This window comes from Sphaerisporangium aureirubrum (genome assembly GCF_042658925.1).
Taxonomy (GTDB): domain Bacteria; phylum Actinomycetota; class Actinomycetes; order Streptosporangiales; family Streptosporangiaceae; genus Sphaerisporangium; species Sphaerisporangium aureirubrum.
The window spans coordinates 125,282-147,938 of record NZ_JBHSRF010000012.1; the positions used below are offsets into that span (position 1 = coordinate 125,282).

Annotated in this window: 17 protein-coding genes; 12 read left to right on the forward strand and 5 right to left on the reverse strand. The window is 70.5% G+C overall.

Features of this window, described 5'->3' with window-relative positions:
• The first annotated feature begins 60 nt into the window (after positions 1-60).
• A complete protein-coding gene (locus ACFP1K_RS12040) occupies positions 61-3,045 on the forward strand; it encodes an endo-1,4-beta-xylanase (protein WP_380750756.1) in 2,985 nt (994 codons plus the stop codon).
• Between the two features lie 137 nt (positions 3,046-3,182).
• Positions 3,183-4,721: a glycoside hydrolase family 43 protein gene (locus tag ACFP1K_RS12045; protein ID WP_380750759.1), complete on the forward strand. Its 1,539-nt coding sequence runs from the start codon at positions 3,183-3,185 to the stop codon at positions 4,719-4,721.
• Positions 4,722-4,736: 15 nt separating this feature from the next.
• Here the strand turns inward: ACFP1K_RS12045 and ACFP1K_RS12050 are convergent, their stop codons facing one another.
• Positions 4,737-5,186, reverse strand: a complete 450-nt coding sequence (locus ACFP1K_RS12050) for a hypothetical protein (protein ID WP_380750762.1) — start codon at positions 5,184-5,186, stop codon at positions 4,737-4,739.
• A gap of 3,658 nt (positions 5,187-8,844) precedes the next feature.
• Entirely contained in the window at positions 8,845-9,933 is a 1,089-nt protein-coding gene (locus ACFP1K_RS12055; RefSeq protein WP_380750766.1) for an ice-binding family protein, read from the reverse strand.
• A gap of 474 nt (positions 9,934-10,407) precedes the next feature.
• On the opposite strand from ACFP1K_RS12055, the gene ACFP1K_RS12060 reads away from it, so the two are divergent.
• Positions 10,408-11,493, forward strand: coding sequence for an ice-binding family protein (locus tag ACFP1K_RS12060; protein ID WP_380750769.1), 1,086 nt, complete (start codon positions 10,408-10,410; stop codon positions 11,491-11,493).
• 51 nt (positions 11,494-11,544) lie between these two features.
• On the opposite strand, the gene ACFP1K_RS12065 is transcribed toward ACFP1K_RS12060, so the two are convergent.
• The 3 genes from ACFP1K_RS12065 to ACFP1K_RS12075 form a co-directional block, all read right to left on the reverse strand.
• On the reverse strand, positions 11,545-11,976 hold the full coding sequence (locus tag ACFP1K_RS12065) for an ester cyclase (protein WP_380750772.1): 432 nt from the start codon (positions 11,974-11,976) through the stop codon (positions 11,545-11,547).
• 202 nt (positions 11,977-12,178) lie between these two features.
• On the reverse strand, positions 12,179-13,081 hold the full coding sequence (locus ACFP1K_RS12070; RefSeq protein ID WP_380750833.1) for a serine hydrolase: 903 nt from the start codon (positions 13,079-13,081) through the stop codon (positions 12,179-12,181).
• Positions 13,063-13,971, reverse strand: a complete 909-nt coding sequence (locus ACFP1K_RS12075) for a LysR family transcriptional regulator (protein WP_380750775.1) — start codon at positions 13,969-13,971, stop codon at positions 13,063-13,065. Before ACFP1K_RS12075 ends, ACFP1K_RS12070 begins: the two co-directional genes overlap by 19 nt.
• A 116-nt stretch (positions 13,972-14,087) precedes the next feature.
• Here ACFP1K_RS12075 and bla point away from each other — a divergent pair, with 116 nt between their 5' ends.
• The 9 genes from bla (at position 14,088) to ACFP1K_RS12125 (ending at position 22,647) form a co-directional block, all read left to right on the forward strand.
• Positions 14,088-15,005, forward strand: a complete 918-nt coding sequence (bla, locus tag ACFP1K_RS12085; RefSeq protein WP_449329150.1) for a class A beta-lactamase — start codon at positions 14,088-14,090, stop codon at positions 15,003-15,005.
• The gene (locus tag ACFP1K_RS12090; RefSeq protein ID WP_380750778.1) at positions 15,005-17,236 is read left to right on the forward strand and encodes a transglycosylase domain-containing protein; all 2,232 of its coding nucleotides are present in this window, start codon (positions 15,005-15,007) and stop codon (positions 17,234-17,236) included. The genes bla and ACFP1K_RS12090 overlap by 1 nt, the downstream gene beginning before the upstream one ends.
• An 80-nt stretch (positions 17,237-17,316) precedes the next feature.
• On the forward strand, positions 17,317-17,457 hold the full coding sequence (locus tag ACFP1K_RS12095) for a hypothetical protein (RefSeq protein WP_380750781.1): 141 nt from the start codon (positions 17,317-17,319) through the stop codon (positions 17,455-17,457).
• 153 nt (positions 17,458-17,610) lie between these two features.
• Entirely contained in the window at positions 17,611-17,934 is a 324-nt protein-coding gene (locus ACFP1K_RS12100; RefSeq protein WP_380750837.1) for a tetratricopeptide repeat protein, read from the forward strand.
• A gap of 521 nt (positions 17,935-18,455) precedes the next feature.
• The gene (locus ACFP1K_RS12105; RefSeq protein ID WP_380750784.1) at positions 18,456-18,806 is read left to right on the forward strand and encodes an STAS domain-containing protein; all 351 of its coding nucleotides are present in this window, start codon (positions 18,456-18,458) and stop codon (positions 18,804-18,806) included.
• Positions 18,807-19,083: 277 nt separating this feature from the next.
• Positions 19,084-20,358, forward strand: coding sequence for an ABC transporter substrate-binding protein (locus tag ACFP1K_RS12110; RefSeq protein WP_380750787.1), 1,275 nt, complete (start codon positions 19,084-19,086; stop codon positions 20,356-20,358).
• Entirely contained in the window at positions 20,355-21,281 is a 927-nt protein-coding gene (locus tag ACFP1K_RS12115; RefSeq protein WP_380750790.1) for a carbohydrate ABC transporter permease, read from the forward strand. The genes ACFP1K_RS12110 and ACFP1K_RS12115 overlap by 4 nt, the downstream gene beginning before the upstream one ends.
• A complete protein-coding gene (locus ACFP1K_RS12120; RefSeq protein ID WP_380750793.1) occupies positions 21,278-22,105 on the forward strand; it encodes a carbohydrate ABC transporter permease in 828 nt (275 codons plus the stop codon). The genes ACFP1K_RS12115 and ACFP1K_RS12120 overlap by 4 nt, the downstream gene beginning before the upstream one ends.
• On the forward strand, positions 22,102-22,647 hold the full coding sequence (locus tag ACFP1K_RS12125) for a hypothetical protein (protein ID WP_380750796.1): 546 nt from the start codon (positions 22,102-22,104) through the stop codon (positions 22,645-22,647). The genes ACFP1K_RS12120 and ACFP1K_RS12125 overlap by 4 nt, the downstream gene beginning before the upstream one ends.
• Positions 22,648-22,657 lie beyond the last annotated feature (10 nt).

The following is a 22,657-nucleotide window of genomic DNA, read 5'->3' on the forward strand; positions in this document are numbered from 1 at the left end:
CCGAGGGGACGGCCGGTGGCCTGGTGCCGTTTTCCACTTACCTGACATGAGGAGACCGGCTTGATCCTCCCCCGATCACGGGTGGCGGCCATCCTGTTGTGCCTGGCCCTACCCCTGACCTTCGCCACGGCCGTCTTCGCGGCGGCCACCCAGATCGCGAAGTACGACTTCGAGGACGGCACCGCGCAGGGCTGGTACGCCCGCGGCGACGGCGTCACGGTCGCCGCGACCACCGACGCGGCCCACGGCGGGGAACGTTCCCTGCTGACCACCGGCAGGACCGCCAACTGGAACGGCGCCTCCATCGCGCCGCCGCTGGAGATGGGCGTGCAGTACGCGGTCACCGCGTACGCCCGCCTGGTCACCGGGCAGCCCGCCGCCACCGTCGCCCTCACCGCGCAGCGCACGTCGGGCGGCACCACCACCTTCGAGCGCGTCGGCGCCGCCACGGTCACCGACGCCGGCTGGGTCGAGATCTCCGGCACGTACTCGTTCGCCGCGGAGTCCACCCTGGAGCTGTACGCGGAGAGCTCCGACCCCACCGGCCAGTTCTACCTGGACGACATCGTCATCACCTCCGACACCGACCCCGGGCAGTCCGGCGCGTCCACCGACTTCGAGGGCGGCAGCGCCCAGGGCTGGGTGTCCCGGGCCTCGGCCGTGCTGACCGTGACCGCCGACCAGGCGCACGGCGGCACCCGCAGCCTGCTGTCCACCGGCAGGCAGGACTTCTGGGACGGGCCGTCGCTGCGGGTCCTCGGCAAGATGAACAAGGGGTCGAAGTACGACCTGTCGGTGTGGGTGCGGCTCGGGCCGGACACCACCGCCGGGGAGCTCGGGATGTCCATCGAGCGGCGCACCAACGGGACCCCGAGCTACGACCGCGTGGCCGCGCCGAGGGTGATACCGGCGGGGGAGTGGGTGCTGCTGAAGGGCTCCTACACCCTGGCCTACGACGTGGACTTCCTCAGCGTGTACGTCGAGTCGTCCAGTGGCACGTTCCCGTTCTACATCGACGACTTCGCGCTGACGTACGTGGCGCCGAAGCCCATCCAGACCGACATCCCGAGCGTGAAGGACACGGTGCCGTTCACCCTCGGCACCACCGTCGCGCGGGCCACGACGCTCGGTGAGCACGGCCAGCTGCTGACCAAGCACTTCGAGAGCGTCACCCCCGGCAACGCGCTCAAGTGGGACGCCACCGAGCCCACCGAGGGGCAGTTCGTCTTCACCGACCCCGACTACCTGGTCGACTACGCCCAGCAGAACGGCCTGGAGTTCCGCGGCCACACGCTGGCCTGGCACAGCCAGACGCCCGACTGGGTCTTCAAGGACGGCGACCGGGCGCTGACCAGCTCGCCGGAGGACAAGGCGCTGCTGCTGTCGCGGCTGGAGAACCACATCAGGACCGTGGTGGGCCGCTACAAGGGCAAGATCAAGGTCTGGGACGTCGTCAACGAGGTCGTCGACGAGAACCAGCCCGACGGCATGCGCCGCAGCCCTTGGTTCCAGATCACCGGGTACGACTTCATCCGCACCGCGTTCCGCGTCGCCCACGAGGTGGACCCGGCGGCCAAGCTCGTGATCAACGACTACAACACCGAGTTCCCGCGCAAGCGGGTGGCCCTGTTCAACCTGGTCAAGAAGCTCAAGGCCGAGGGCGTGCCGATCCACGCGGTGGGCCACCAGCTGCACATGAACATCGAGCAGGCCCCCACCGCCGAGGTGGAGAAGACGATCGAGTACTTCGCCGCGCTCGGGCTCGACCAGCAGATCACCGAGCTGGACATCAGCGTGTACACCGACTTCGTCTCGTCCTACACCACGGTCCCGGCCGAGGTGCTGGCGTTGCAGGGGTACCGCTACAAGGAGCTGTTCGACGTGTTCCGGCGGCAGGCGTCCCGCCTGTCCTCGGTCACCATCTGGGGCCTGGCCGACGACTCCACCTGGCTGTCGACGTTCCCCATCACCCGGCTCAACCCGCCGCTGCTGTTCGACGACGAGCTGCAGGCCAAGCCGGCGTACTGGGGCGTGGTCGACCCCGCCAGGCTGCCCGCCCTGGTGCGCAAGCAGGACGCGCCGCGCGGCACCGTGAAGCTGGACGGCAGCCGGGAGGCCGAGTGGGACATGCTGCCCGACACGCCGATCGCGCGGGTCGGGAACCTGTCCGCCACGTTCCAGGCGCGCTGGTCGCCGTCCGGTGTCAGCGTGCTGGCCGAGGTCGTCGACGCGACGTGCGACCGGAACGACGCGGTCACGCTGAAGGTCGGCACCACCAGCCGCACCGCCAAGCGTGACGGCAGCGCCACGTGGTACCGCACCAAGGCCCTGACCGGGGGTTACCGCGTGGAGGCGTCCGTGCCCGCGACCGTGGCCGCGGGCGGCACCGTGCCGTTCGAGCTGGTCGCGCACGACGCCAAGACCGGCAAGGACATCACCTGGACCGGCGCGCTGACCCTCACCCCCCAGGTGGCACGCACCGAGGCCGCCAAGGGCACCCCCGTCCTGGACGGCGTCGCCGAGTCCCTGTGGTCCAAGTCGCCGGAGATCCGCACCGCAACCTGGGTGCAGGGGACCAGCGGCGCCACCGCGAAGGTTCGCGTCCTGTGGGACAACAAGCGCTTGTACGTCCTCGCCAAGGTCACCGATCCCCAGCTCAGCGAGGAGTCCCCCGACGCGTACCAGCAGGACTCGGTCGAGATCTTCGTGGACCCCGAGAACAACAAGACCAAGGGCTACGACGACGATGACGGCCAGTACCGGATCTCCTTCACCAACAAGCAGACCATCGGCGGCACCTTCGACGCCTTCGGCATCAAGGACAACCTGAAGAGCGCCGTGAAACTCGTCCCCGGCGGTTACGTGGTGGAGGCCTCCATCGACCTCCCCACCATCACTCCCGCCAAGGGCAGGTTCCTGGGCTTCGACCTCCAGGTGAACGACGCCACCGGCCCGACCCGGACCGCCGCCGCCACCTGGAACGACCCCACCGGCCAGTCCTACCTCAACACCGCCCGCTGGGGCGTCGTGGAACTGGCCAAGTAACTGATATCCCTGTCAACCAACCCGGTAGCCCGGCCCCCGCGGTGAGCGGGAGCCGGGCTACCGGTCCACACACGGGGTCTCACCGGTGCGGTGCGCGTGGAAAAGATAAGGAACCGAAGAAAGGGCCGTAGTCAGCCGTGCGATTCGAGAACCCGATCCTGCCGGGCTTCTATCCCGACCCGTCCGTCTGCCGGGTGGAGGACGACTACTACCTCGTCACCTCGACCTTCGAGTGGTACCCCGGGGTCCCCATCTTCCACAGCCGCGACCTCGTCCACTGGCGGCAGCTGGGCCACGTCCTCGACCGGCCCTCCCAGCTGAACCTGGACGGCATCCGCCCGAGCGGCGGGATCTACGCCCCCACCCTCCGCCACCACGACGGCGTCTTCTACATGATCACCACACTGGTGGACGGCAAGGCGAACGAAGGCGACTTCCTGGTCACCGCCACGAACCCGGCGGGCCCCTGGAGCGACCCGTACTGGTTCCCGGAGACGGAAGGCTTCGACCCGTCCCTCTTCTTCGACGACGACGGCAGGGCCTGGATGCACGGCGCCCGCCCGGCCCGCCCGCAGAAGTACGAAGGCCACATGGACGTCTGGCTCCGCGAGCTGGACCTGAACACCATGAAGCTCGTCGGCGAGGAGCACACCCTCTGGGACGGCGCGGTGAAGGGCGCCACCTGGGCCGAAGGGCCCCACCTCTACAAGATCGACGGCACCTACCACCTCCTGGCCTCCGAGGGCGGCACCGCCCAGGACCACGCCCTGAGCGCCGCCAGATCGGACACCGTCACCGGCCCCTACACCGGCAGCACCCGCAACCCCATCCTCACCCACCGCAACCTCGGCAGGTCCCACCCCATCGTCGGCACCGGCCACGCCGACCTGGTCCAGACCCGGCAAGGCGACTGGTGGGCGCTCCTGCTCGCCATGCGCCCCTACGGCGGCTACCACTACAACCTCGGCCGGGAGACCTTCCTCACCCCGGTCCACTGGGAGGACGGCTGGCCCGTCATCCCCCACATCCAGCCGTCAGCGGAAGCCCCGTCCCTTCCCCCGCGGCTCTGGCCGGCGCCCCCGGCCTGCGACAACTTCGAAGCCCCCCACCTGGCCCCCCACTGGAACCACCTGCGCACCCCGCGAGACCAGTACTGGAGCCTCACCGACCGCCCCGGCCACCTCCGCCTCCGCACCCGCCCCGAGTCGGTGACCCGCCACAGCGACCCCAGCCTCATAGCCCGCCGCCAGCAGCACATCGACTTCACGGCCCGGACGGCGATGGACTTCACCCCCGAAGGCCCCGACGACCGGGCGGGCCTGGTCCTGATCCAGAACGACGCCTTCCACATCCTCCTCGTCCGCACCGCCGACGGCCTGGAAGTGCTCAGACGCGAAGCAGGCGTCACCCGCCTGCTGACCCGCACCCCCGTCCCCCCGGGCCGCCTCTGGCTGGGCGTGGAAGCCCACGGCCAGGACTACCAGATGTCCTACGCCACCGGGCCGGGCCACTGGCACCCCCTGGGCGACCCCGTCGACGGCCGGGTCCTCAGCCCCACGGTCGCCGGCGGCTTCACCGGCGCCTACATCGGCATGTACACCTCCAGCGAGGGCCACCCCAGCCGGAACTCGGCCGACTTCGACTGGTTCGAATACGCCCCGCTGCCCGCCACCTGACCGCGGGAGCATGCCCTAGGGCGTCAGGACCAGCTTCCGGGTTCCAAGAGGCTCGAAGTCGTAGACCGTGTTGTTCACCTGCAACCCGTCCAGCGCCCCGATGAAGGGCGTGTCCTCCGTGAACCCGAGACTCAGGGTGATCACCGCGTTCGGCAGCCTGGCCTTGAGGTCGTCGAACGAGCACGGTGATGTCTGGGTACAGCCGATCAGGACGCCCGTCGCCCCGGTGGCGTACCACTGGCTACCGGCCGCGCTCGCGTCGTACTGCTGCCAGGTGTTCGGCACCCGGGTGGCGGGTGCCGACGGCCCGGTCGAGGTGTCCGGCAGGTAGATCAGGTTCGAGTAGTCCGTCGACCCCACATTGGGATCGACCTCTATGCTCAGCCCCGGCACCGAGACGTCCTCCAGCGAGTTCGTACCCGCGTACGCCCAGTACTTCAAAGCGGTGATGCCACTGATCGGCAACTCCGCGAAGTCCGTCTCATTCCCAAAAGCGATCTCATCCGAACCGTCCCCCACAATGACCCCCAAACTCCCGACCCCATACGGCGGCGGCACCGTCGCCGCAGACTCGCCAGCAGAACTCCGCCCATAAGGCCCCACCCGATAAACCGCACTGGGCCCCCCATCCGAACTACGCCCAATCACCCCCCACCTATCAGAACAACAAACCCCCGCCCCCGGCCCCACCGCCCCTTGAGCCCCCACCACCCCTTCGGGCCCGGTCGGCCCGGCCGGCCCTTCGGGTCCTGCGGCACCGGTGGCGCCGGTGGCGCCGGTGAGGCCTATCGGTCCTACGGGGCCGGTTTCCCCTTGTGGCCCAGTGGGGCCTTCGGCCCCGGCCGGTCCTGTGGCGCCGGTGGCGCCGGTGAGGCCTATTGGTCCTGCAGGGCCGGTATCGCCTTGCGGCCCGGCCGGTCCTTCGGCCCCGGCCGGTCCTGTCGCACCTGTCGCACCAGTGGCGCCTGTCTCACCTTGTGGCCCAGCTGGTCCTGCGGGGCCTTGTATGCCTGCGGGTCCAGTCGCGCCGACGGGCCCCGTGGGCCCTTCAGCCCCTTCCGGGCCGGGGTCGCCTTGGGGCCCTGCGGGCCCTGTCGCCCCCGTGGCGCCCGTCAGGCCCATCGGTCCTACGGGGCCGGTTTCCCCTTGTGGCCCGGTGGGGCCTTCGGCCCCGGCCGGTCCTGTGGCGCCGGTGGCGCCGGTGAGGCCTGTTGGTCCTGTGGGGCCGGTTTCGCCCTGCGGTCCGGCAGGACCTTCAGCCCCGGCGGGCCCTTCGTCGCCTTGCGGGCCGGGGTCGCCTTGGAGGCCTGCGGGCCCTGTCGGACCTGTCGCCCCCACGGCGCCGGTGAGGCCTGTTGGTCCTGTGGGGCCGGTTTCCCCTTGTGGTCCGGCGGGGCCTTCCACACCGGGCGGTCCTGTCGCACCTGTGGCGCCTGTTTCGCCTTGTGGCCCCGCGGGTCCAGTTGCGCCTTCCGGACCTTCCGGGCCTTGTACGCCTGCGGGTCCGGTCGCGCCGACGGGCCCCGTGGGACCTTCGGCGCCTTGCGGGCCGGGGTCGCCTTGGGATCCTGTCGGCCCTGCCGGTCCTGTCGCCCCCGTGGCGCCGGTGAGGCCTGTTGGTCCTGCGGGTCCTGTTTCGCCTTGTGGTCCTATTGGTCCGGCGGGGCCTTGTGTGCCTGCGGGTCCGGTCGCGCCGATGGGTCCTGTGGGCCCTTCGGCGCCTTGCGGGCCGGGGTCGCCCTGGGGTCCTATGGGCCCTGCTGGACCTGTCGCTCCCGTGGCGCCGGTGAGGCCTGTTGGTCCTGTGGGGCCGGTTTCCCCTTGTGGCCCGGCGGGGCCTTCAACCCCGGCCGGTCCGGCCGGTCCTGTGGCGCCTGTGGTGCCTGTTTCGCCTTGTGGTCCTGCTGGTCCGGCGGGGCCTTGTGTGCCTGCGGGTCCGGTCGCGCCGATGGGTCCTGTGGGGCCTGCGGCGCCTTGTGGGCCGGGGTCGCCTTGGGATCCTGTGGGCCCTGCCGGGCCTGTCGCCCCCGTGGCGCCGGTCAGGCCTATTGGTCCTACGGGGCCTGTTTCGCCTTGTGGTCCCGCTGGTCCCGTCGGGCCTTCCGGACCTTGGGGACCTTCCGGGCCTTGTACGCCTGCGGGCCCTGGCGCGCCGACGGGACCTTCACTGCCCGCTGGGCCGGGGACGCCCTGGGGGCCTGTCGGCCCTGCCGGGCCTGTCGTCCCCGTGGTGCCGGTCAGGCCTGTTGGTCCTATGGGTCCTGTTTCGCCTTGTGGTCCTGCTGGTCCGGCGGGGCCTTGTGTGCCTGCGGGTCCGGTCGCGCCGATGGGTCCTGTGGGACCTGCGGCGCCTTGCGGGCCGGGGACGCCTTGGGATCCTGTGGGCCCTGCCGGGCCTGTTGCCCCCGTGGTGCCGGTCAGGCCTGTTGGTCCTATGGGTCCTGTTTCGCCTTGTGGTCCTGCTGGTCCGGCGGGGCTTTGTGCGCCTGCGGGTCCGGTCGCGCCGATGGGTCCCGTGGGACCTGCGGCGCCTTGCGGGCCGGAGACGCCTTGGGGGCCTGTCGGCCCTGCCGGCCCTGCCGGTCCTGTCGGCCCTGCCGGTCCTGTTGTCCCCGTGGTGCCGGTGAGGCCTGTTGGTCCTACGGGGCCTGTTTCGCCTTGTGGCCCGGCGGGGCCTTCCAGACCGGCTGGCCCGGCCGGTCCTGTGGCGCCTGTTTCGCCTTGTGGTCCCGCTGGTCCCGTCGGGCCTTCCGGACCTTCCGGGCCTTGTACGCCTGCGGGCCCTGGCGGGCCGACGGGGCCTTCGCTGCCCGCTGGGCCGGGGACGCCCTGGGGGCCTGTCGCCCCTGCCGGGCCTGTTGCCCCCGTGGCGCCGGTCAGGCCTATCTGCCCTGCGGGACCTGTCTCGCCCTGTGGTCCGGCGGGGCCTTCCGCGCCGACTGGTCCGGCCGGTCCTGGGGTGCCGGTGGCGCCCGTTTCGCCTTGTGGTCCCGCTGATCCTGCGGGACCTTGTATGCCTGCGGGACCTGTCGCGCCGACGGGACCCGGGGGGCCTTCGGCGCCTTGCGGGCCGCGGGTGCCCTGGGGGCCTGCCGGACCTGTCGCCCCCGTGGCGCCTATCGGGCCTTCGGGGCCTGTCGCGCCGGTGGCGCCTTCCGGGCCTTCGGGGCCCGTCGCACCAACCGGGCCCGCTGGACCTTGAGGGCCTGCGGGACCTGGCACGCCCGCCGGACCTGTTGTACCTGCAGGACCGGGGACACCCTGCGGGCCTATGGGGCCTGCCGGGCCTGCCGGTCCCGGGTCGCCGGTGACACCGGCAGGGCCCGCCGGTCCGGCCGGACCCTGGGCACCAATCGGACCGGCTGGGCCGGCTGGGCCTTCGGGTCCCGCGGGGCCCATCGGTCCGGTCGGACCGTCCATGCCCGCTGGGCCCACGGGGCCGGTCGGGCCGTCCATGCCCGCCGGGCCCATCGGCCCGGTCTGGCCGTCCATGCCCACGGGGCCGGTCGGGCCCTCCGGGCCCTCCGGGCCTTCGGGGCCGGAGGGGCCGCGGGTGCCGCGGGGGGCGGGGTAGGTGGTTCGGGTGTGCTTAGCGGGCTTTCTGGTGTTTGGGTGGTGGGGTTTGCGGTGGCATGCGCAGTGCTTGTGGTTGCACTTGCAGGGCTTGCAGCATCTTGGGTGGCAGTGCCTCTTCGGGTGGGGGTGGTGTTTTCGGGAATTGGGGGGGCGAGGGCAGTGTTTGCGGGGCTTGTCCTTTTTTATGTGGGAAATCTGGTGAGGGGTGGCAGATCTGTCTTTCACGGCGTTCATTGGAGTCGAGCAGGATATCGTCAGAAAAGCATAGATGAGGAGAATCGCGATGCTCCTCATACGGGTGCGCCTGCCGGATTCAAGAGCCACGGCATATCCGTTATCACTCGAATTCATGTCATTCCGTGTCGGTCGGGGGCCTGAGAGGGTGGCCGCGGCGGGCGCATGGGCAGGGGCCACTGGATGCCCGCTGAGTTTTCCGGAATACGTTGACCTGGACGGTGAACGTTGAATAGGAAAGGCCGTTCATCGCACGACCGCGGGACGGGACCCGGATCATCGTGATCCGGGGGTGCCGGGTGCGGGCGGTGGGTCATGCCCCAGGCTTCCTGGACGCCGGCCTGGCTTGAGGCGCGGGCGCGCCTGCGCACGTCTGGCTCCAGCACTCCTCCACGAGACAGAAGCCCTCCGCGTCGACACGCTGGATGAACACCGGTGACGTGCTGCCGTCCAGATCGGCCGTGCCCGGGAAGACGGCGGTGATGTCGTGCGCGCCTTCGGAGAGGTTCCCGACGGTCAATTGGGCGTGGCCGGTGGAGTCGAGCTGGGCCGTGCCGATGCTCACCCCGTCGCTGAAGAATTCGACGGGGCCGGTGGGAACGATCCCGCTCGGGTTTTTCACCGTCGCGATGAAGGTGATCGGACTGTCCTGGTTGATGGCGCACGACGAGTTCACCGTGGTGGTCGTGGTCCTGTCCGGGGGACCCGCGCAGGTGGACAGGGTGATGCTGTCGGTGTCCAGCGTGACGGCACCGGTACGGGCCAGGGTCCTCCCGTTCACGGTCACGCCGTTGCCCACCGTGATCGACACCAGCGCGAGGATGTCGCCCGCGAATTCGGTGTCGGCTCCCAGGGTGGACGAGCTGCCCACCTGCCAGAAGACGTTGCACGCCTGTGCTCCCCCGGCGAGCGTCACCGAACTGCCGGCGGCGCTGATGAGAGTGGAGGCGGCCTGGAAGATGAAGACCGCGTCGGGGTCGCCCTGGGCGTCGAGCGTCACGTTCCCGGTGAGCTGGAATGTGCCCGCGGCGGAGTTGTAGACCCCGGGTGTCACGGTGGTCCCGCCCAGCTGTGTCGGGATGGTGGCGTCAGGAGTCCTGGATGCGGCGTCGTTGTAGGCGGCGGTCAGGTCGGCCTGGGCCTGCGCGGCGGTGGCGTCGGCGACGTGAAGGGTTCCGATCAGGGTGCCGGGCGGGAAGCCGGTCACCGTGGCACCCGGGCTCACTCCCAGATCTCCGGTCACGACGGTGGCCCCGATGTTCGTGACCGTGGTCCCGCCGAGGACCGCGAACTCCGCGGCCGTGCCGAGCACGACCGGTGCGGCGGCCATCCCGTTCGCGGTACGGGGCGTCGCGGCCACGAACACCATCGCGATCAGAGCCGTGACGGCTCCTGCCAGCAAGGATCGAGCGAAGTCTCCCGCCACGGGTCGAGGGCGACCGGCGTCTGTCATCGAACACCCTTTTCCTGTTGCGTGATTCACCAGGCGCATTGCCGATGACGCGCCGTATCAAGGATCTCAATAATCACCGGCCCGCTTCTCGTCGCCCGACATGTGCGAGATGAAGCTTGTCGCCGTCTTCGAATAAACGAGAACATGCCCTTACCGCCCGGCGGCGCTTCCAGCGGCCGAGCGCTCGACGACGGCCACTCCCGGCGCCGGAGAAAGGGCCGCGCCGGCCACGAAAAGGTTAATCACAGATACCCGCCCGCGACCCGAAGCCACGTGGTCGAACCCGGCCGGCCGGGGCGAATCGCCAGTGCTTTTCTTTGCGGCCTGTGAAGATCGTTTTGGTTTTGCCTCGGGCAGATCCGTGACCGCGCGGTCTCGTAGATCGGCCGTGCGCGGCAACGCGCCCTTCGTGAAAGGAAGCCCATGGCGACAAGAGGTCTCGCAGGTGCCGTCCGCCGGCTCGCCTCACCATCCCGGCTGCCCCGCGCCCTGGTTCTGGTCTGTGCGACCGGTGTCCTGATCGGTACGGCCGGATTCGCGAGCGCGAGCGCGAGCGCGCCCACGCCGCCCGTGTCACTGGGTGCGGCCGCCGGCTTCGCGGTTCTCGCCGGATCGACCGTCACCAACACCGGCCCCACCACGATCAACGGTGATCTCGGGCTGAGCCCCGGCACCTCGGTGACCGGCTTTCCACCCGGCGAGGTCAGTGGCGTCCAGCACGTGGCGGATGCCGTCGCGGCGCAGGCCAAGAACGACCTCGCCACCGCCTACGACGACGCCGAGGCGCGCCCGAGTACCGCCACCGTCCCCGTGGAACTCGGCGGCACCACCAAGACACCCGGCGTGTACGAGTCTCCTGCGGGCACCTTCGGGATCACCGGAAATCTGACCCTCGACGCCGAGGGCGACCCGAACGCCGTGTTCATCTTCAAGGCCGCGTCCACGCTGATCACGGCGTCGGCGAGCAGCGTGGACCTCGTCAACGGCGCTCAGGCGTGCAACGTGTTCTGGGCGGTCGGCAGCTCCGCGACGCTCGGCACCAACTCCACCCTGCGGGGGAACGTCCTGGCGCAGGCCTCGATCACCGTCACGACGGGGGTGATCGTCGACGGCCGGGTGCTGGCCCGCGGCGCCGCGGTCACGCTGGACACCGACACGATCACCGTCCCGAGATGCACGAAATCGGCCACCAGCACCACTACCACGCTGACGTCCTCGGCGAACCCCACCCCGGTGGGCCAGCGCGTCAGTTTCGTCGCCACGGTGAAAGCCGCCACCGGTACGGCCGTCCCCGCAGGCCTGGTGGTGTTCACCGATGGCCGGAGGACCATTCTCGGCGCCGTCCCTCTCGACGGCACGGGCCGCGCGGTCCTGACCACCTTCGGGCTTCCCGCCGGAACCCATCGGATCAGAGCTGTCTTCATCGGCACGGCCACGTTCACCGGCAGCACTTCACCGGTGATCGTGGAGTACGTCCTGCCCAGCCGGCCACTCCGCCCCTCCCTGTAGGCGCCGAACCGGACGCTCGTCTCCTCCGCGCCCCCCGCGCGGAGGAGACGCCTAATCGATCTTCGTCAGGCATAGGCCGAGCTGGACGAACAGCTCCAGCTGGTCGTAGTACTCCCGATGGGTGCTGATCTTGCCGTTCTGGACGAACGTGGAGCATGTGGCGCGGAGGACGATATGACGGCCGGTCGGTTCCAGTTCCCGTCCGTCGGGCAGCAGGAACGGCCCCGTCTGGGTGCCGGTGATCGTCCATTCCGTGACCGCGGGGTTGTCGCTGTCCTCGACCTCGAACCACGCCGTCAGGTGCAGGTCCGGGAAGCCCTTGAAGAACTGCTCGTATATCCACCCGATCTGCTCGTGTCCCTCCGCCACGCCCGCCGGTGAGACGTAGACGGCGTCGGGGCTGTAGAGGTCGAGCACCCGCTGCAGATCGTGCGAGTTGATCGCGTCGGACAGCTGATGTTTCAGATCCCAGAAACTAGTCATGGCAATCCCTGCGGGGGCTCGCCCGAGCCCCGGAAGTCGCTGGAGGGCAAGGTCGCAGCACTCGGTGGCCACTGACTCAACGCTATGCCCCGCCGGTGCGGCCACCGATCAAAAACTCTTCGCGGGCGCGCCATGAAACCCGCCGGGGATCCCGGTCGCCCCCACACCACCGTCAAAAGGGGCAAAAAACCGGGCGTATCGCTCAGACGTCGCGGAGCCGGTCGCGGAGGGTGCGGGCGACGTGGGCCATGAGGGCCTCGGCCTCGGGCTGGGTGGTGGCGGGGACGCGGGATTCGGTCAGGACGGCGACCGCGTAGGAGTGGCCGCCGGAGTGTTCCACCACGCCCGCTTCGTGGCGGAGGTTGAGGAGGGTGCCGGTCTTGGAGGACCACTTGGCGGCGTCGGAGCCGAAGTCGGGGGCCAGGCGGTGGCGCAGGACGTTGTCGGCCATCAGGGCGCGGACGCGGGCGGCGACGGCGGGGTCGACGCGGGACGGCGTCCACAGGGCGCGCAGGAGGTCGACGAAGGCGCGGGCGGTGCCGGAGCTGGCGCGGGTGACGTCCAGCTGGGGGAGGTGGTGGCCGCGGCCCGCGGTGCCCGCCTCGATGGCGAGGAAGTGGGCCAGGTGGATGTCCGCCGGAGGGAGGTGCTCGGCGGGGGTCTCCACGAGCTCGCGGAGGGTGTGGCGGACGGTGATGCCGGTCAGGCCGTGCGCCCGCATGATCGCGGAGACCTGGGCGGGCGGGGTCAGGGCGAAGAGCGCGTCGGCGGCGGCGTTGTCGCTGATGCAGGTGCTGAGGTAGAGCAGGTCGTCCACGGCGACCTCGGCGGGGTGGCGGAACTTGCTGAGGCCGGTGGGGCCCGCGGTGGTGACGTGGCCGGGCTGGACGAGGACGCGGGCGGCGCCGTCGAGCTCGCCCGTGCGGATGCGTTCGAGGGTGGCGACGGCGAGCGGGATCTTGACCAGGGAGGCGATGGGGAATTCCAGGTCGGGGTCGATGCCGAGCTCGTCGCCGGTGTGCAGGTCGTGGACGAGGAACGAGCCGCGCAGCCCGGCGTCGTCGAGGTCGCGCCGGAGTCCGCGGATCAGGTGCTCGACCTTGATGGTGCTTCTCCGTTCTCGTCGGGGGCGCCGAGGCAGCGGGCGACGGCGCGCCGCAGGCGGGTGCGGACGCGCTCGGCGTCGTCGCCCGCGGCGGCCGTCACCCCGTAGCCGCGGGCGAGACGCAGCTCGCCGATGGGCCGCCAGTGTAGTCCGAGGTCCATGGCCTGCCTGCTGGAGCACAGGAGGAGGTCCGTCGAGGTGAGGACCTCCGCGGTGGCGGCGGTGAGCGTGACCGCGACGGTGACCTGTGCCGGCTGGAGGCCGACGGCGTCACGGACGCGGAACAACGGGTCGCGGATGTGGGGGACGTCGTCCTCGGGCTGGATCCAGACGCGGGTCCTGCGGGACGCCCGCCCGGTCCGGCCGGCGCGCAGGGTCTCCACGTACACGGTGCCCGGGAGCCGGTCGTCGGCGCCGGCGAGGCCGAGGGGCACCGACCACAGCGCGTCGGCGGGCGGCACGGCCGTGAGGGCGGCGCGGACCTCGCGGGAACGGGCGAGTTCGGCGCGTTCGGCCGGCGGGGCGGTGTGGAGGTCGAGGTAGACGCCGTCCCGGCGGGCCTCGGCGTCCAGGCGGGCGAGGTCGCGGACGGTGCAGGTGTCGGGGACGGCGAAGCGCAGAGGGCTGAGCCTGGCGCGTTCGGCCTCGTGCTCCATGTCGTCGGCGAGGCGGATGAGGCGCTTGGCCAGGGGGAGCATGTCGCGGCCGAAGTGGGTGAGCGCCGCGCCGCGCGACGAGCGGTCGAACAGGCGCTCGCCGAGGTGCTTCTCCAGCGCGGCGACGCGGCGGCTCGCGACCGACTGCGGCACCCGGGTGGCCGCCGCGCCCTCGGTGAAGCTGCCCCGCTCGCTGACATTGACGAAAGCCCGCCACGCTCCGAGGAGATCCACGAGGGGTAAGACTATGCCATAACAGCATGGGCCGGCCTGTTTCTGTCTTTGACGGCATCGGGCGGTGGCGCGAGACTTCCCGTTGCAGTCACGTCCCCTGACGGAAGGCTTCATCCATGCGGTTCCTCCGGCGCGCCACGTTCACGGCGTTGGCCTCTCTCGCGCTCGTCCCCCTGACGGGCGCGGCCTCGACCCACGGCGCGTCCACCGTCCCGGCGCCCACGCGTGTCCACCAGGCGATCAAGGAGCTACGCGCGCTGGAGGCGTCCTTCAAGGGCCGCATCGGCGCGTACGCCGTCGACACCGGCACCGGGAAGACCATCGGGTACCGCTCGGGCGAACGCTTCCCGTTGCTGTCCACCTTCAAGGCGGTGGCGTGCGCGGCCGTGCTGCACAAGGCCCGCACCATCAGCCCGGGGCTGATGGGCAAGGTCGTGCACTGGACGGAGGCCGACCTTCAGGAACATTCCCCGGTCACCGAGAAGCACGTGAAGGACGGGTTGAGCGTCGCGAAGCTGTGCGAGGCGGCCGTCACCCAGAGCGACAACACCGCGGGCAACATGGTGCTGCGGCAGATCGGCGGCCCCGCCGGCCTGACCAGGTACTTCCGCACGCTGAAGGATCCCCGCTCCCGGCTCGACCGGTGGGAGACCGAGCTCAACGACTGGAGCCCCAAGGAGAGGCGCGACACCACGACCCCCGCGTCCGCCGGCCGTGACCTGCGGGCCGTCACGACGGGGAATGCCCTCACCGTCAAGGACCGGGACCGGCTGATCGCCTGGCTGGTCGCCAACCAGACCGGGGACGCGCGGATCCGGGCGGGCCTGCCGAAGACCTGGACGATCGGCGACAAGACCGGCACCAGCTCGGCGTACGGCGCGGGGAACGACATCGCGATCGTCTGGCCGGGCAAGGGGGCGGCGCCCGTCATCATGGCGATCTACACCAACCGCAGGGCCGCGGACGCCCCCGTCGCCGACAAGGTCGTCGCGGACACCGCCGCCATCCTCGCCCGCGGCCTCGGCACGCTCTGATGCGGCGGCGCGATATAGGGACGAAGGTCGTACGGCTCGTCGTGGCGGGGGCCGCGGCGGGACTGCTGGCCGCCGCGCTCGCCCTGCCCGCCGTCGGGGGCGCGGGCGCGGTGATCGTCGGCGCGGCGGGCGACCTCACGCCGGTCGAGCTCCCCGAGCCCCCGCTGGCCGAGAAGACGACCGTCCTGGACACCCGGGGCCGTCCGATCGCGCAGTTCTGGGACACCTACCGCGAGGTCGTGCCGCTCAGCCAGGTGTCCGGCGCCATGAAGACGGCCATCATCTCCATCGAGGACTACCGCTTCTACGAGCACGGCGCCATCGACCTCGAAGGCACCGTGCGGGCGATGGCGCGCAACCTCCAGTCGGGCGGCGTGAGCCAGGGCGGGTCCGGCATCACGCAGCAGTACGTCAAGCAGGTGCTGCTGAACGCGGCCGTCACCGACGAGCAGAAGCGGAAGGCCCTGGAGTCCAGCTACGCGCGCAAGCTCAGCGAGCTGCGGTACGCGATGGGCGTCGAGCAGAAGTACACCAAGGACCAGATCCTGGAGAAATACCTGAACATCGCCTACTTCGGCGCGGGGGCGAACGGCATCGAGGCGGCGGCCAAGCGGTTCTTCGGCGTGCACGCGTCCCGGCTCACCCTGGGGCAGGCCGCCACGCTGGCGGGCGCGGTGCAGCTGCCCACCGCCACCGACCCCGAGGGCGGCGCGCGGAACCGGCGGCGGCTGCTGGCGCGGCGCGACGTCGTGCTCGACCGCATGGTGCAGCTCGGGAAGATCACGCCGGCGCAGGCCGCCGAGGCCAAGTCCAAGAAGCTCGGCTACAAGGGCACCCCGCTGCCCGGCGGTTGCGCGGACAGCCCGTATCCGTACTTCTGCGTGTACGTGCGCGCGGAGTTCCTGCGCGACCGCGCGTTCGGCGCCACCGAGCAGGAGAACGCCCGGCTTCTCGACCGCGGCGGCCTGACCATCAGGACGACGCTGGACCCCGGCATGCAGGCGGCGGCCGAGAAGGCCCTCAGGGCGCACGTGCACGCCTCCGACGACCCCGTGGCGTCCGAGGCCCTGGTCCAGCCTGGCACCGGGATGATCAAGGCGATGGCCGCGAGCCGGGCGTACGGCACCTCCGCGCGCCGTCACCAGGTGTCGTACAACATCGTGGCCGACAACGAGCACGGCGGTATCGGCGGATTCCAGGCGGGCTCGACGTTCAAGACCTTCACCCTGATCACCGCCCTGAAGCAGGGCATGAAGGTCGGCGACGGCTTCGCCGTCGGCAACGGCTACCGCGCCTCCGGCTACCCCGACTTCAAGAACTGCGCGGGCGGCAACGTCGGCGACCCCACCCACACCGTCACCAACGACGAGGGTTCCCCCGGCTTCAAGTCCCTGGAGACCGGCACCTGGCAGTCCGTCAACACCTTCTTCATGGAACTCGAACACCGCGTCGGCCTCTGCGACACCGTCCAGACCGCCAGGTCACTCGGCATCAAACGCGCCGACGGCAACCCCCTCCGCCAGTACGAGACCTTCACCCTGGGCATCAACGAGATGGACCCGGTGACCGTCGCCAACGCCTACGCCGCCATCGGCGCCCGCGGCAAGTACTGCACCCCCATGGCCATCACCCAGGTGGTCGACCGCAACGGCGAGGCCACCGACCTGAGCCCGAAGTGCCGCCAGGCCCTGGACCCCGAAGTGGCCGACGCCACGGCCCAGATCCTCTCCGGCGTCTTCACCAAGGGCACGATGCGCGCCGTAGGCGGCATATCCCGCGACGCCGCCGGCAAGACCGGCACCAACGACGACCAGTCCAGCGCCTGGTTCGCCGGCTTCACCCCCGACCTCGCCGGCGCCGTCAGCATCGGCGACCCCCGAGGCGCCATAGCCCACAAACTCAACAACGTCACCATCGGCGGTAGGTACTACCCCGCCGTCTACGGCGCCACCCTCCCCGGCCCCATCTGGCGAGACACCATGCTCACCGCCCTCAAGAACGTCCCCCCCACCCAGTTCACCCCCCTGAACACCAACCGCTTCGGCGGCTGCGCAGAACACTGCCAACCCAAGCCCCCCGCCCCCGACGACGACGCCACCCCGGACGACACCGGAGAGGGAACCCCAGGGAGGACCGCTGATGGGACCGGCGACCGCCCCGGCGAGGGCACCGGAGAACGTGCCGGCGAGGGGACCGGAGAGCGTGCCGGCGAGGGACCCGTCAACCGGTGACCCGCCCCGTCACCGGCCCGGCCCCCGGGCGCGCCCGAGACCTCCGCCCAGGCGCGGTCCGGGACAGTAAGGACAAGGGGATGTGCACGGTCTTCCCCGGCGTCGAGTGGCGCGCTTTTATCGATGACATGAAGGACCGCCGCCTCAGCAGGTTCGTCGGCGCGATTCCCGGGCTCACCGAGGCTGTTGACGTTGAGGCGAGCCGGGCGAGCTGGGACTGACCCGAGTGCTGGTCCGGTGTACCGCCAGTGGCCTGAGCAGGGGGGAAGTTCGGGGGGTGGGGCGGTGTTGCACGGACGTCAAACCCGTTGTCGATCGGGTGGGTTCGTTGGAGGGGGTGTGTGGTGAGTTACGAGGAGTTCCAGCGTGGGGTGATGTTCTTCGAGGCGAAGGACTATCGGGAGGCGGCGCGGATTCTGGAGCCGGTCGTGGAGCTGGAGCCGGGGAACAGGGCCGTGGTCGAGCTGCTTGGGCGGGCGTATTTTCACAGCGCTCAGCTCGGGCGGGCCGAGGGGGTGTTCCGGCGGCTTGTGGAGCTCGATCCGTGTAACGGGTGGGCTTATCAGGCGCTGGCGCGGACGCTGGATCGGCGGAGCCGGGGGGAGGAGGCGGAGCTGTACCGGAAGATGGCGCGGGCCATGGGGGCGGAGGACGTCACGGCGGTGGACGTGTCGGTGTACGCGGCGGAACTCGCGTAGTTCCCGTGGCGGGTCCCGCCTGTTGGGTGGCGGGGCCTGGAGTAGGTTCGGCGGCGGTCTCTTGCCCACCGTCGGCGGCCGGTCGGGTTTCGGCGCCGGTCTCGCCTGGGTTCGGCGGGTCTCGTCGGTTCATCGAAGGGCGGGGTCTCGCTTGGTTCATCGAAGGGCGGGGTCTCGCCTAGTTCATCGGAGAGCGGGGTCTCGCTTGGTTCATCGGAGGAGTCTGTGGGGGGCCCGCTCGTGTGGTGGATGGGGCGCGGGGGTGCGGGTGCCGTGTACGTTTGATCGTGTGGCCCGCCTTTGAGGGACGGGGTGCGTGGGTCGCGCGACTCGCGGGGCCGTTGGGCTTGCGTCATGGATGTCGTCAACGAACAATTACAGCCGGGAACAGGCTTGTGGGTGTGGGCCGTGGTCTGTGCCCGTGCTCATCGTGCTACCTCGCTCTTCGAGTATCAGGCGCACCTGGAGTTAGGGATGCCATGCCCCCAGATCCATCCTCCGCCGGTGGTCCCGCACTCCTGGTGACTTATCAGGTGACCGGCCCCCTGGCCGTCCTGACGGTGTGTGGCGCGCTGGACCACAACACCGGGGCGGTGTTCCAGCGGCACATCGACGCGATCTTCGACGGTGAGGCGCCCGCGGCTCTGGTCGCCGACGTGTCGGGTGTGGACTTCTGCGACTCCTCGGGGCTGGCGGCGTTCCTCGCGCTGCACCGCCGGCTGGCCGCCATGGGCGGGCAGCTCTCGCTGGTGGGGGTCGGCGGGAGGGTCGCACGGCTGCTGGAGATCACCAAGCTCGATCGGTTGTTCCGCCTGTATCCGACGCTCGACGAGGCCCGCGCCTCCGTGGGAGGTCAGCGCAGCCCGCTGTGACCGCCGGCGGATCGGCCTACGAGTCGTCGGAGGTATGAAACGTTCATGCTCCCGGGGTGGCCGTGAGCGTGTGGTGCAGGCCGTGCGGGTGGGGGCGAAAGATGGGTCTTGCCCGGGGAGACTGAGAACGTTTTACTCCGCCTGAGCGGATTTGAACATCGCGTACCGCGAAGGGTGAGGGTTCTTCCACGCCTTCGGTGGGCGGGCGTCGGTGCTGCCAGGGTTGCGGGATCCCATGGGTTCCGCACCAACGGAAAGCGCTTTCCGTGGAGGCGGGATGGGCAGGGGCAAGGTACTGGCGGGATTGATCGCGTGCGGGCTCGCGGTCGCGCTGGCAGGGTGCGGCGGCGGGGACGGCGGGAGCGGCGGAGGGCCGGTGACCATCCGGTTCGCCTGGTGGGGCAGCGACCAGCGAGCGAAGATCACCAATGACGCGGTGAAGCTGTTCATGAAGAAGAACCCGTCCGTGAAGGTCGTCACGAGCACCGCCATCTATGACGCCTACTTCCAGAAGCTCGCCACCGAGACCGCCGGCGGGAACGCGCCCGACGTGATGCAGATGAGCGACCGCCACCTGCAGGACTACGCCGAGCGGAACGTGGTGCTCGACCTGCGGCCCCACGTCGGCAAGGAGATCCACACCGACGGGCTGAAGCAGGAGGTCATGGGCCTCGGCACGCTGGGGGACAAGCTGTACGGCCTGCCCCTCGGGCAGACGGCGGTGGTGATGATCTACGACCCGGTGCTGTGGAAGAAGGCGGGGGCCAAGGAGCCCGCCCTCGGGTGGACCTGGGACGACTACTTCGTGGCGGCCAAGAAGGTGTCCGACCACACGGGGCGGAAGGTCTACGGCGCCAGCGACTTCGGGGGCATCGAGTCGTGGTTCAAGGTGTGGCTGTCCCAGCAGGGCAAGAGCCTGTACGCGCGGGACGGCAGCCTCGGGTACACCGAGCAGGACGTGGTGACCTGGTGGGAGATGGCCACGAGGTTCCGTAAGGCGGGGGCCGTCACGCCGGGGGAGATCACGGCGGTGAACCCGGCGGGCAGCCCGGTGGCGCGCAAGCTGTCGGCGTCGGAGTTCCAGCCGGACTCGACAGTGGCCCCGGACGCGTGGAAGGCCTTCGACAACGACTACGCGCTGGCACCGCTGCCCCAGGTGGGCGCCGAGCTGGGGCTGTACGGCGAGCCGCCCATGCTGCTCAGCGTGTCGGCCAGGAGCAAGCAGCGGGCGGCGGCGCTCAAGCTGGCGGACTTCATCGTCAACGACCCCGAGGCCGCGAAGATCCTCGGCATGTCGCGCGGCCTGCCCGCCAACCTGGCCAACCGCGCGGCCATCTCGCAGTCCCTGACCGGCGCGTGGAAGCAGGTCTACGCGTACGAGGAGCTGATCGCCGGCAAGGTGAAGACAGGCCCGCCCGCCCCGCCCAAGGGCGCGGGCACCCTCTTCACGCTGTTCGACAAGTACTACCAGGAGGTCATGTACGACCGGGCCGCCCCGGCCGACACCGCCAAGCGTTATTACGCCGAGGCCCTGCAGGTCCTCGCCGGATGACACGCCCGTCCACGCTGGAGCGGCCGCGCGCGGCCCCCTACGGCGAGCGCTCCGGCGTGGCGTACCTGTTCCTGTCGCCGTGGATCGCGGGCGCGACGCTGCTGACCGTCGGCCCGATGCTCGCGTCGCTGTACCTGTCCTTCACCGACTACGACCTGTTCACCGCTCCCTCCTTCGTCGGGCTGGAGAACTACCGCAGGCTGTTCACCGCGGACCCCCACTTCCTCGCGGCGGTGTGGGCCACGGTGAAGTACGTGGTGCTGTCGGTGCCGGTGCAGCTGGTGGCGGCCCTCGCCGTCGCCATGCTGCTGAACCGCGCCAGCCGTGCCCAGGGCCTGTACCGCTCGGCGTTCTACGCCCCCTCGCTGCTCGGCGCCAGCGTGGCGGTGGCCCTGGTCTGGCGTGCGCTGTTCGCCGGTGGCGGCGCCGCCGACCAGGTGCTTTCCCTGTTCGGCGTCCGCACCGGAGGCTGGATCACCGACCCGGGCCTGGCCCTGCTGGTGCTCGTGCTGCTCGGCATCTGGCAGTTCGGCGCCCCCATGGTCATCTTCCTGGCGGGCCTCAAGCAGATCCCCCTCGAGCTGTACGACGCGGCGGCGGTGGACGGCGCGGGCAGGTGGCGGCGGTTCTGGTCGATCACCCTGCCGATGCTCTCCCCGGTGATCCTGTTCAACCTGGTGCTGGACACCATCCGCGCCTTCCAGGTGTTCAACGCGGCGTTCATCGTCAGCAATGGCACCGGCGGCCCCGGCGACTCCACCCTCTTCTACACGCTCTACCTGTGGCAGAAGGCCTTCGTCGACTTCAAGATGGGCTACGCCTCGGCGATGGCGTGGCTGCTGCTGGCGGGCATCGCGCTCGTCACCGCGCTGATCTTCAGGTCGGCCCGCTCCTGGGTCCACTACGGAGGTGAGGAGCGGTGAGGAGGCGCGTCCTGTGGCACGCGGGGGTGATCGCCGCGCTCGCGGTGATGCTGTACCCCGTCGTGTGGCTGGTCGCGGGCTCGGTGAAGCCCGGCGAGCGCATCGCGTCCAGCGTCGGCCTGTGGGCCGGGTCGCTGACCCTGGACAACTACGCCCAGGTGTTCGGGCCCGCCGACACCCCGGTCTGGCGGTACTTCCTCAACTCCACGCTCGTGGCGGGCGGCGCGGTGCTCGGCAACGTGCTGACCTGCTCCCTGGCGGCCTACGCCTTCGCGCGGCTGCGGTTCCGGCTGCGCACCCCGCTGTTCGCGTTCATGCTGGCCACGATCATGCTGCCGCAGCACGTCGTGCTGATCCCGCAGTACACGATCTTCCAGAGCCTCGGCATGGTCGACACCTTCTGGCCGCTGGTGCTGCCGAAGTTCCTCGCCACCGACGCGTTCTTCGTCTTCCTGATGGTCCAGTTCATCCGCCAGCTGCCGCGCGACCTGGACGAGGCCGCCAGGATCGACGGCTGCGGCCCCTTGCGGATCTTCGCGCACATCACGCTGCCGCTGATCAAGCCCGCCATGATCACGACGGCGATCTTCACGTTCATCTGGACCTGGAACGACTTCTTCACCCAGCTCATCTACCTGTCCTCCCCGGACAGGCTCACGGTGCCGCTGGCCCTGCGCATGTTCGTGGACCTGCAGGAGAGCGCCGCCTCGTTCGGCCCCATGTTCGCCCTGTCGGTGCTTTCCCTCGTCCCGATCCTGTTGTTCTTCGCCGCCTTCCAGCGCTTCCTGGTCCAGGGCCTCGCCACCTCGGGGCTGAAGGGATGAGCCGCCGCCTCACGCTCCTGTCGGAGTCGCTCCTGCTGGGAGTGCTGGTGTTCCTCGCGTCCCTCCCGCTGGTCACCGCGTTCGCCGCGCTGGCCGCCGGGTGCGCTCTGCTGCGCGACGGCGACCGCGCCTCGGTCGGCGTGCGCCCGTACGCCCGCCGCCTGCTCGCCGTCGCCAGGTCCGGCCCGCTCGGCTTCGCCGTGCCGCTCGTGACCGCCCTGGTGCTGTTCCTCGACTGGGCGGCGGTCACGTCCCGGCTGCCCGGCCGCGAGGTGTTCGCCGTGGTGGTCCCCCTGCTCGCCCTGGCCGCCGCCGCGCTCGCGCTGCGGTGCGCCGGTGCGTGGCGTCCCGGGGCCGGCTGGCCCCAGGTGTTCCGTTCGGCTCTCCGGGCCGACCTGTACGGCACGGCGCTGCTGGCCATGGCGGTGGTCGCGGCCGTGGTCGTCTGTTCGGTCTTCCCCGTCGTCACCCCGCTGGCCCTAGGCCAGCTCGTCCTCGCCGCCGCCGCCGTGGACGCACGGCCGTCCGCAATGCACGCCTGACCTGACCCAG

Bases quoted from the DNA above. Each gene is read 5' to 3' on its own strand.
- ACFP1K_RS12060 (WP_380750769.1), top strand. From the start codon at position 10,408: ATGGCGACAAGAGGTCTCGCAGGTGCCGTCCGCCGGCTCGCCTCACCA.
- ACFP1K_RS12065 (WP_380750772.1), bottom strand. From the start codon at position 11,976: ATGACTAGTTTCTGGGATCTGAAACATCAGCTGTCCGACGCGATCAAC.
- bla (WP_449329150.1), top strand. From the start codon at position 14,088: ATGCGGTTCCTCCGGCGCGCCACGTTCACGGCGTTGGCCTCTCTCGCG.
- ACFP1K_RS12090 (WP_380750778.1), top strand. From the start codon at position 15,005: ATGCGGCGGCGCGATATAGGGACGAAGGTCGTACGGCTCGTCGTGGCG.
- ACFP1K_RS12095 (WP_380750781.1), top strand. From the start codon at position 17,317: ATGTGCACGGTCTTCCCCGGCGTCGAGTGGCGCGCTTTTATCGATGAC.
- ACFP1K_RS12100 (WP_380750837.1), top strand. From the start codon at position 17,611: ATGTTCTTCGAGGCGAAGGACTATCGGGAGGCGGCGCGGATTCTGGAG.
- ACFP1K_RS12110 (WP_380750787.1), top strand. From the start codon at position 19,084: ATGGGCAGGGGCAAGGTACTGGCGGGATTGATCGCGTGCGGGCTCGCG.
- ACFP1K_RS12115 (WP_380750790.1), top strand. From the start codon at position 20,355: ATGACACGCCCGTCCACGCTGGAGCGGCCGCGCGCGGCCCCCTACGGC.
- ACFP1K_RS12125 (WP_380750796.1), top strand. From the start codon at position 22,102: ATGAGCCGCCGCCTCACGCTCCTGTCGGAGTCGCTCCTGCTGGGAGTG.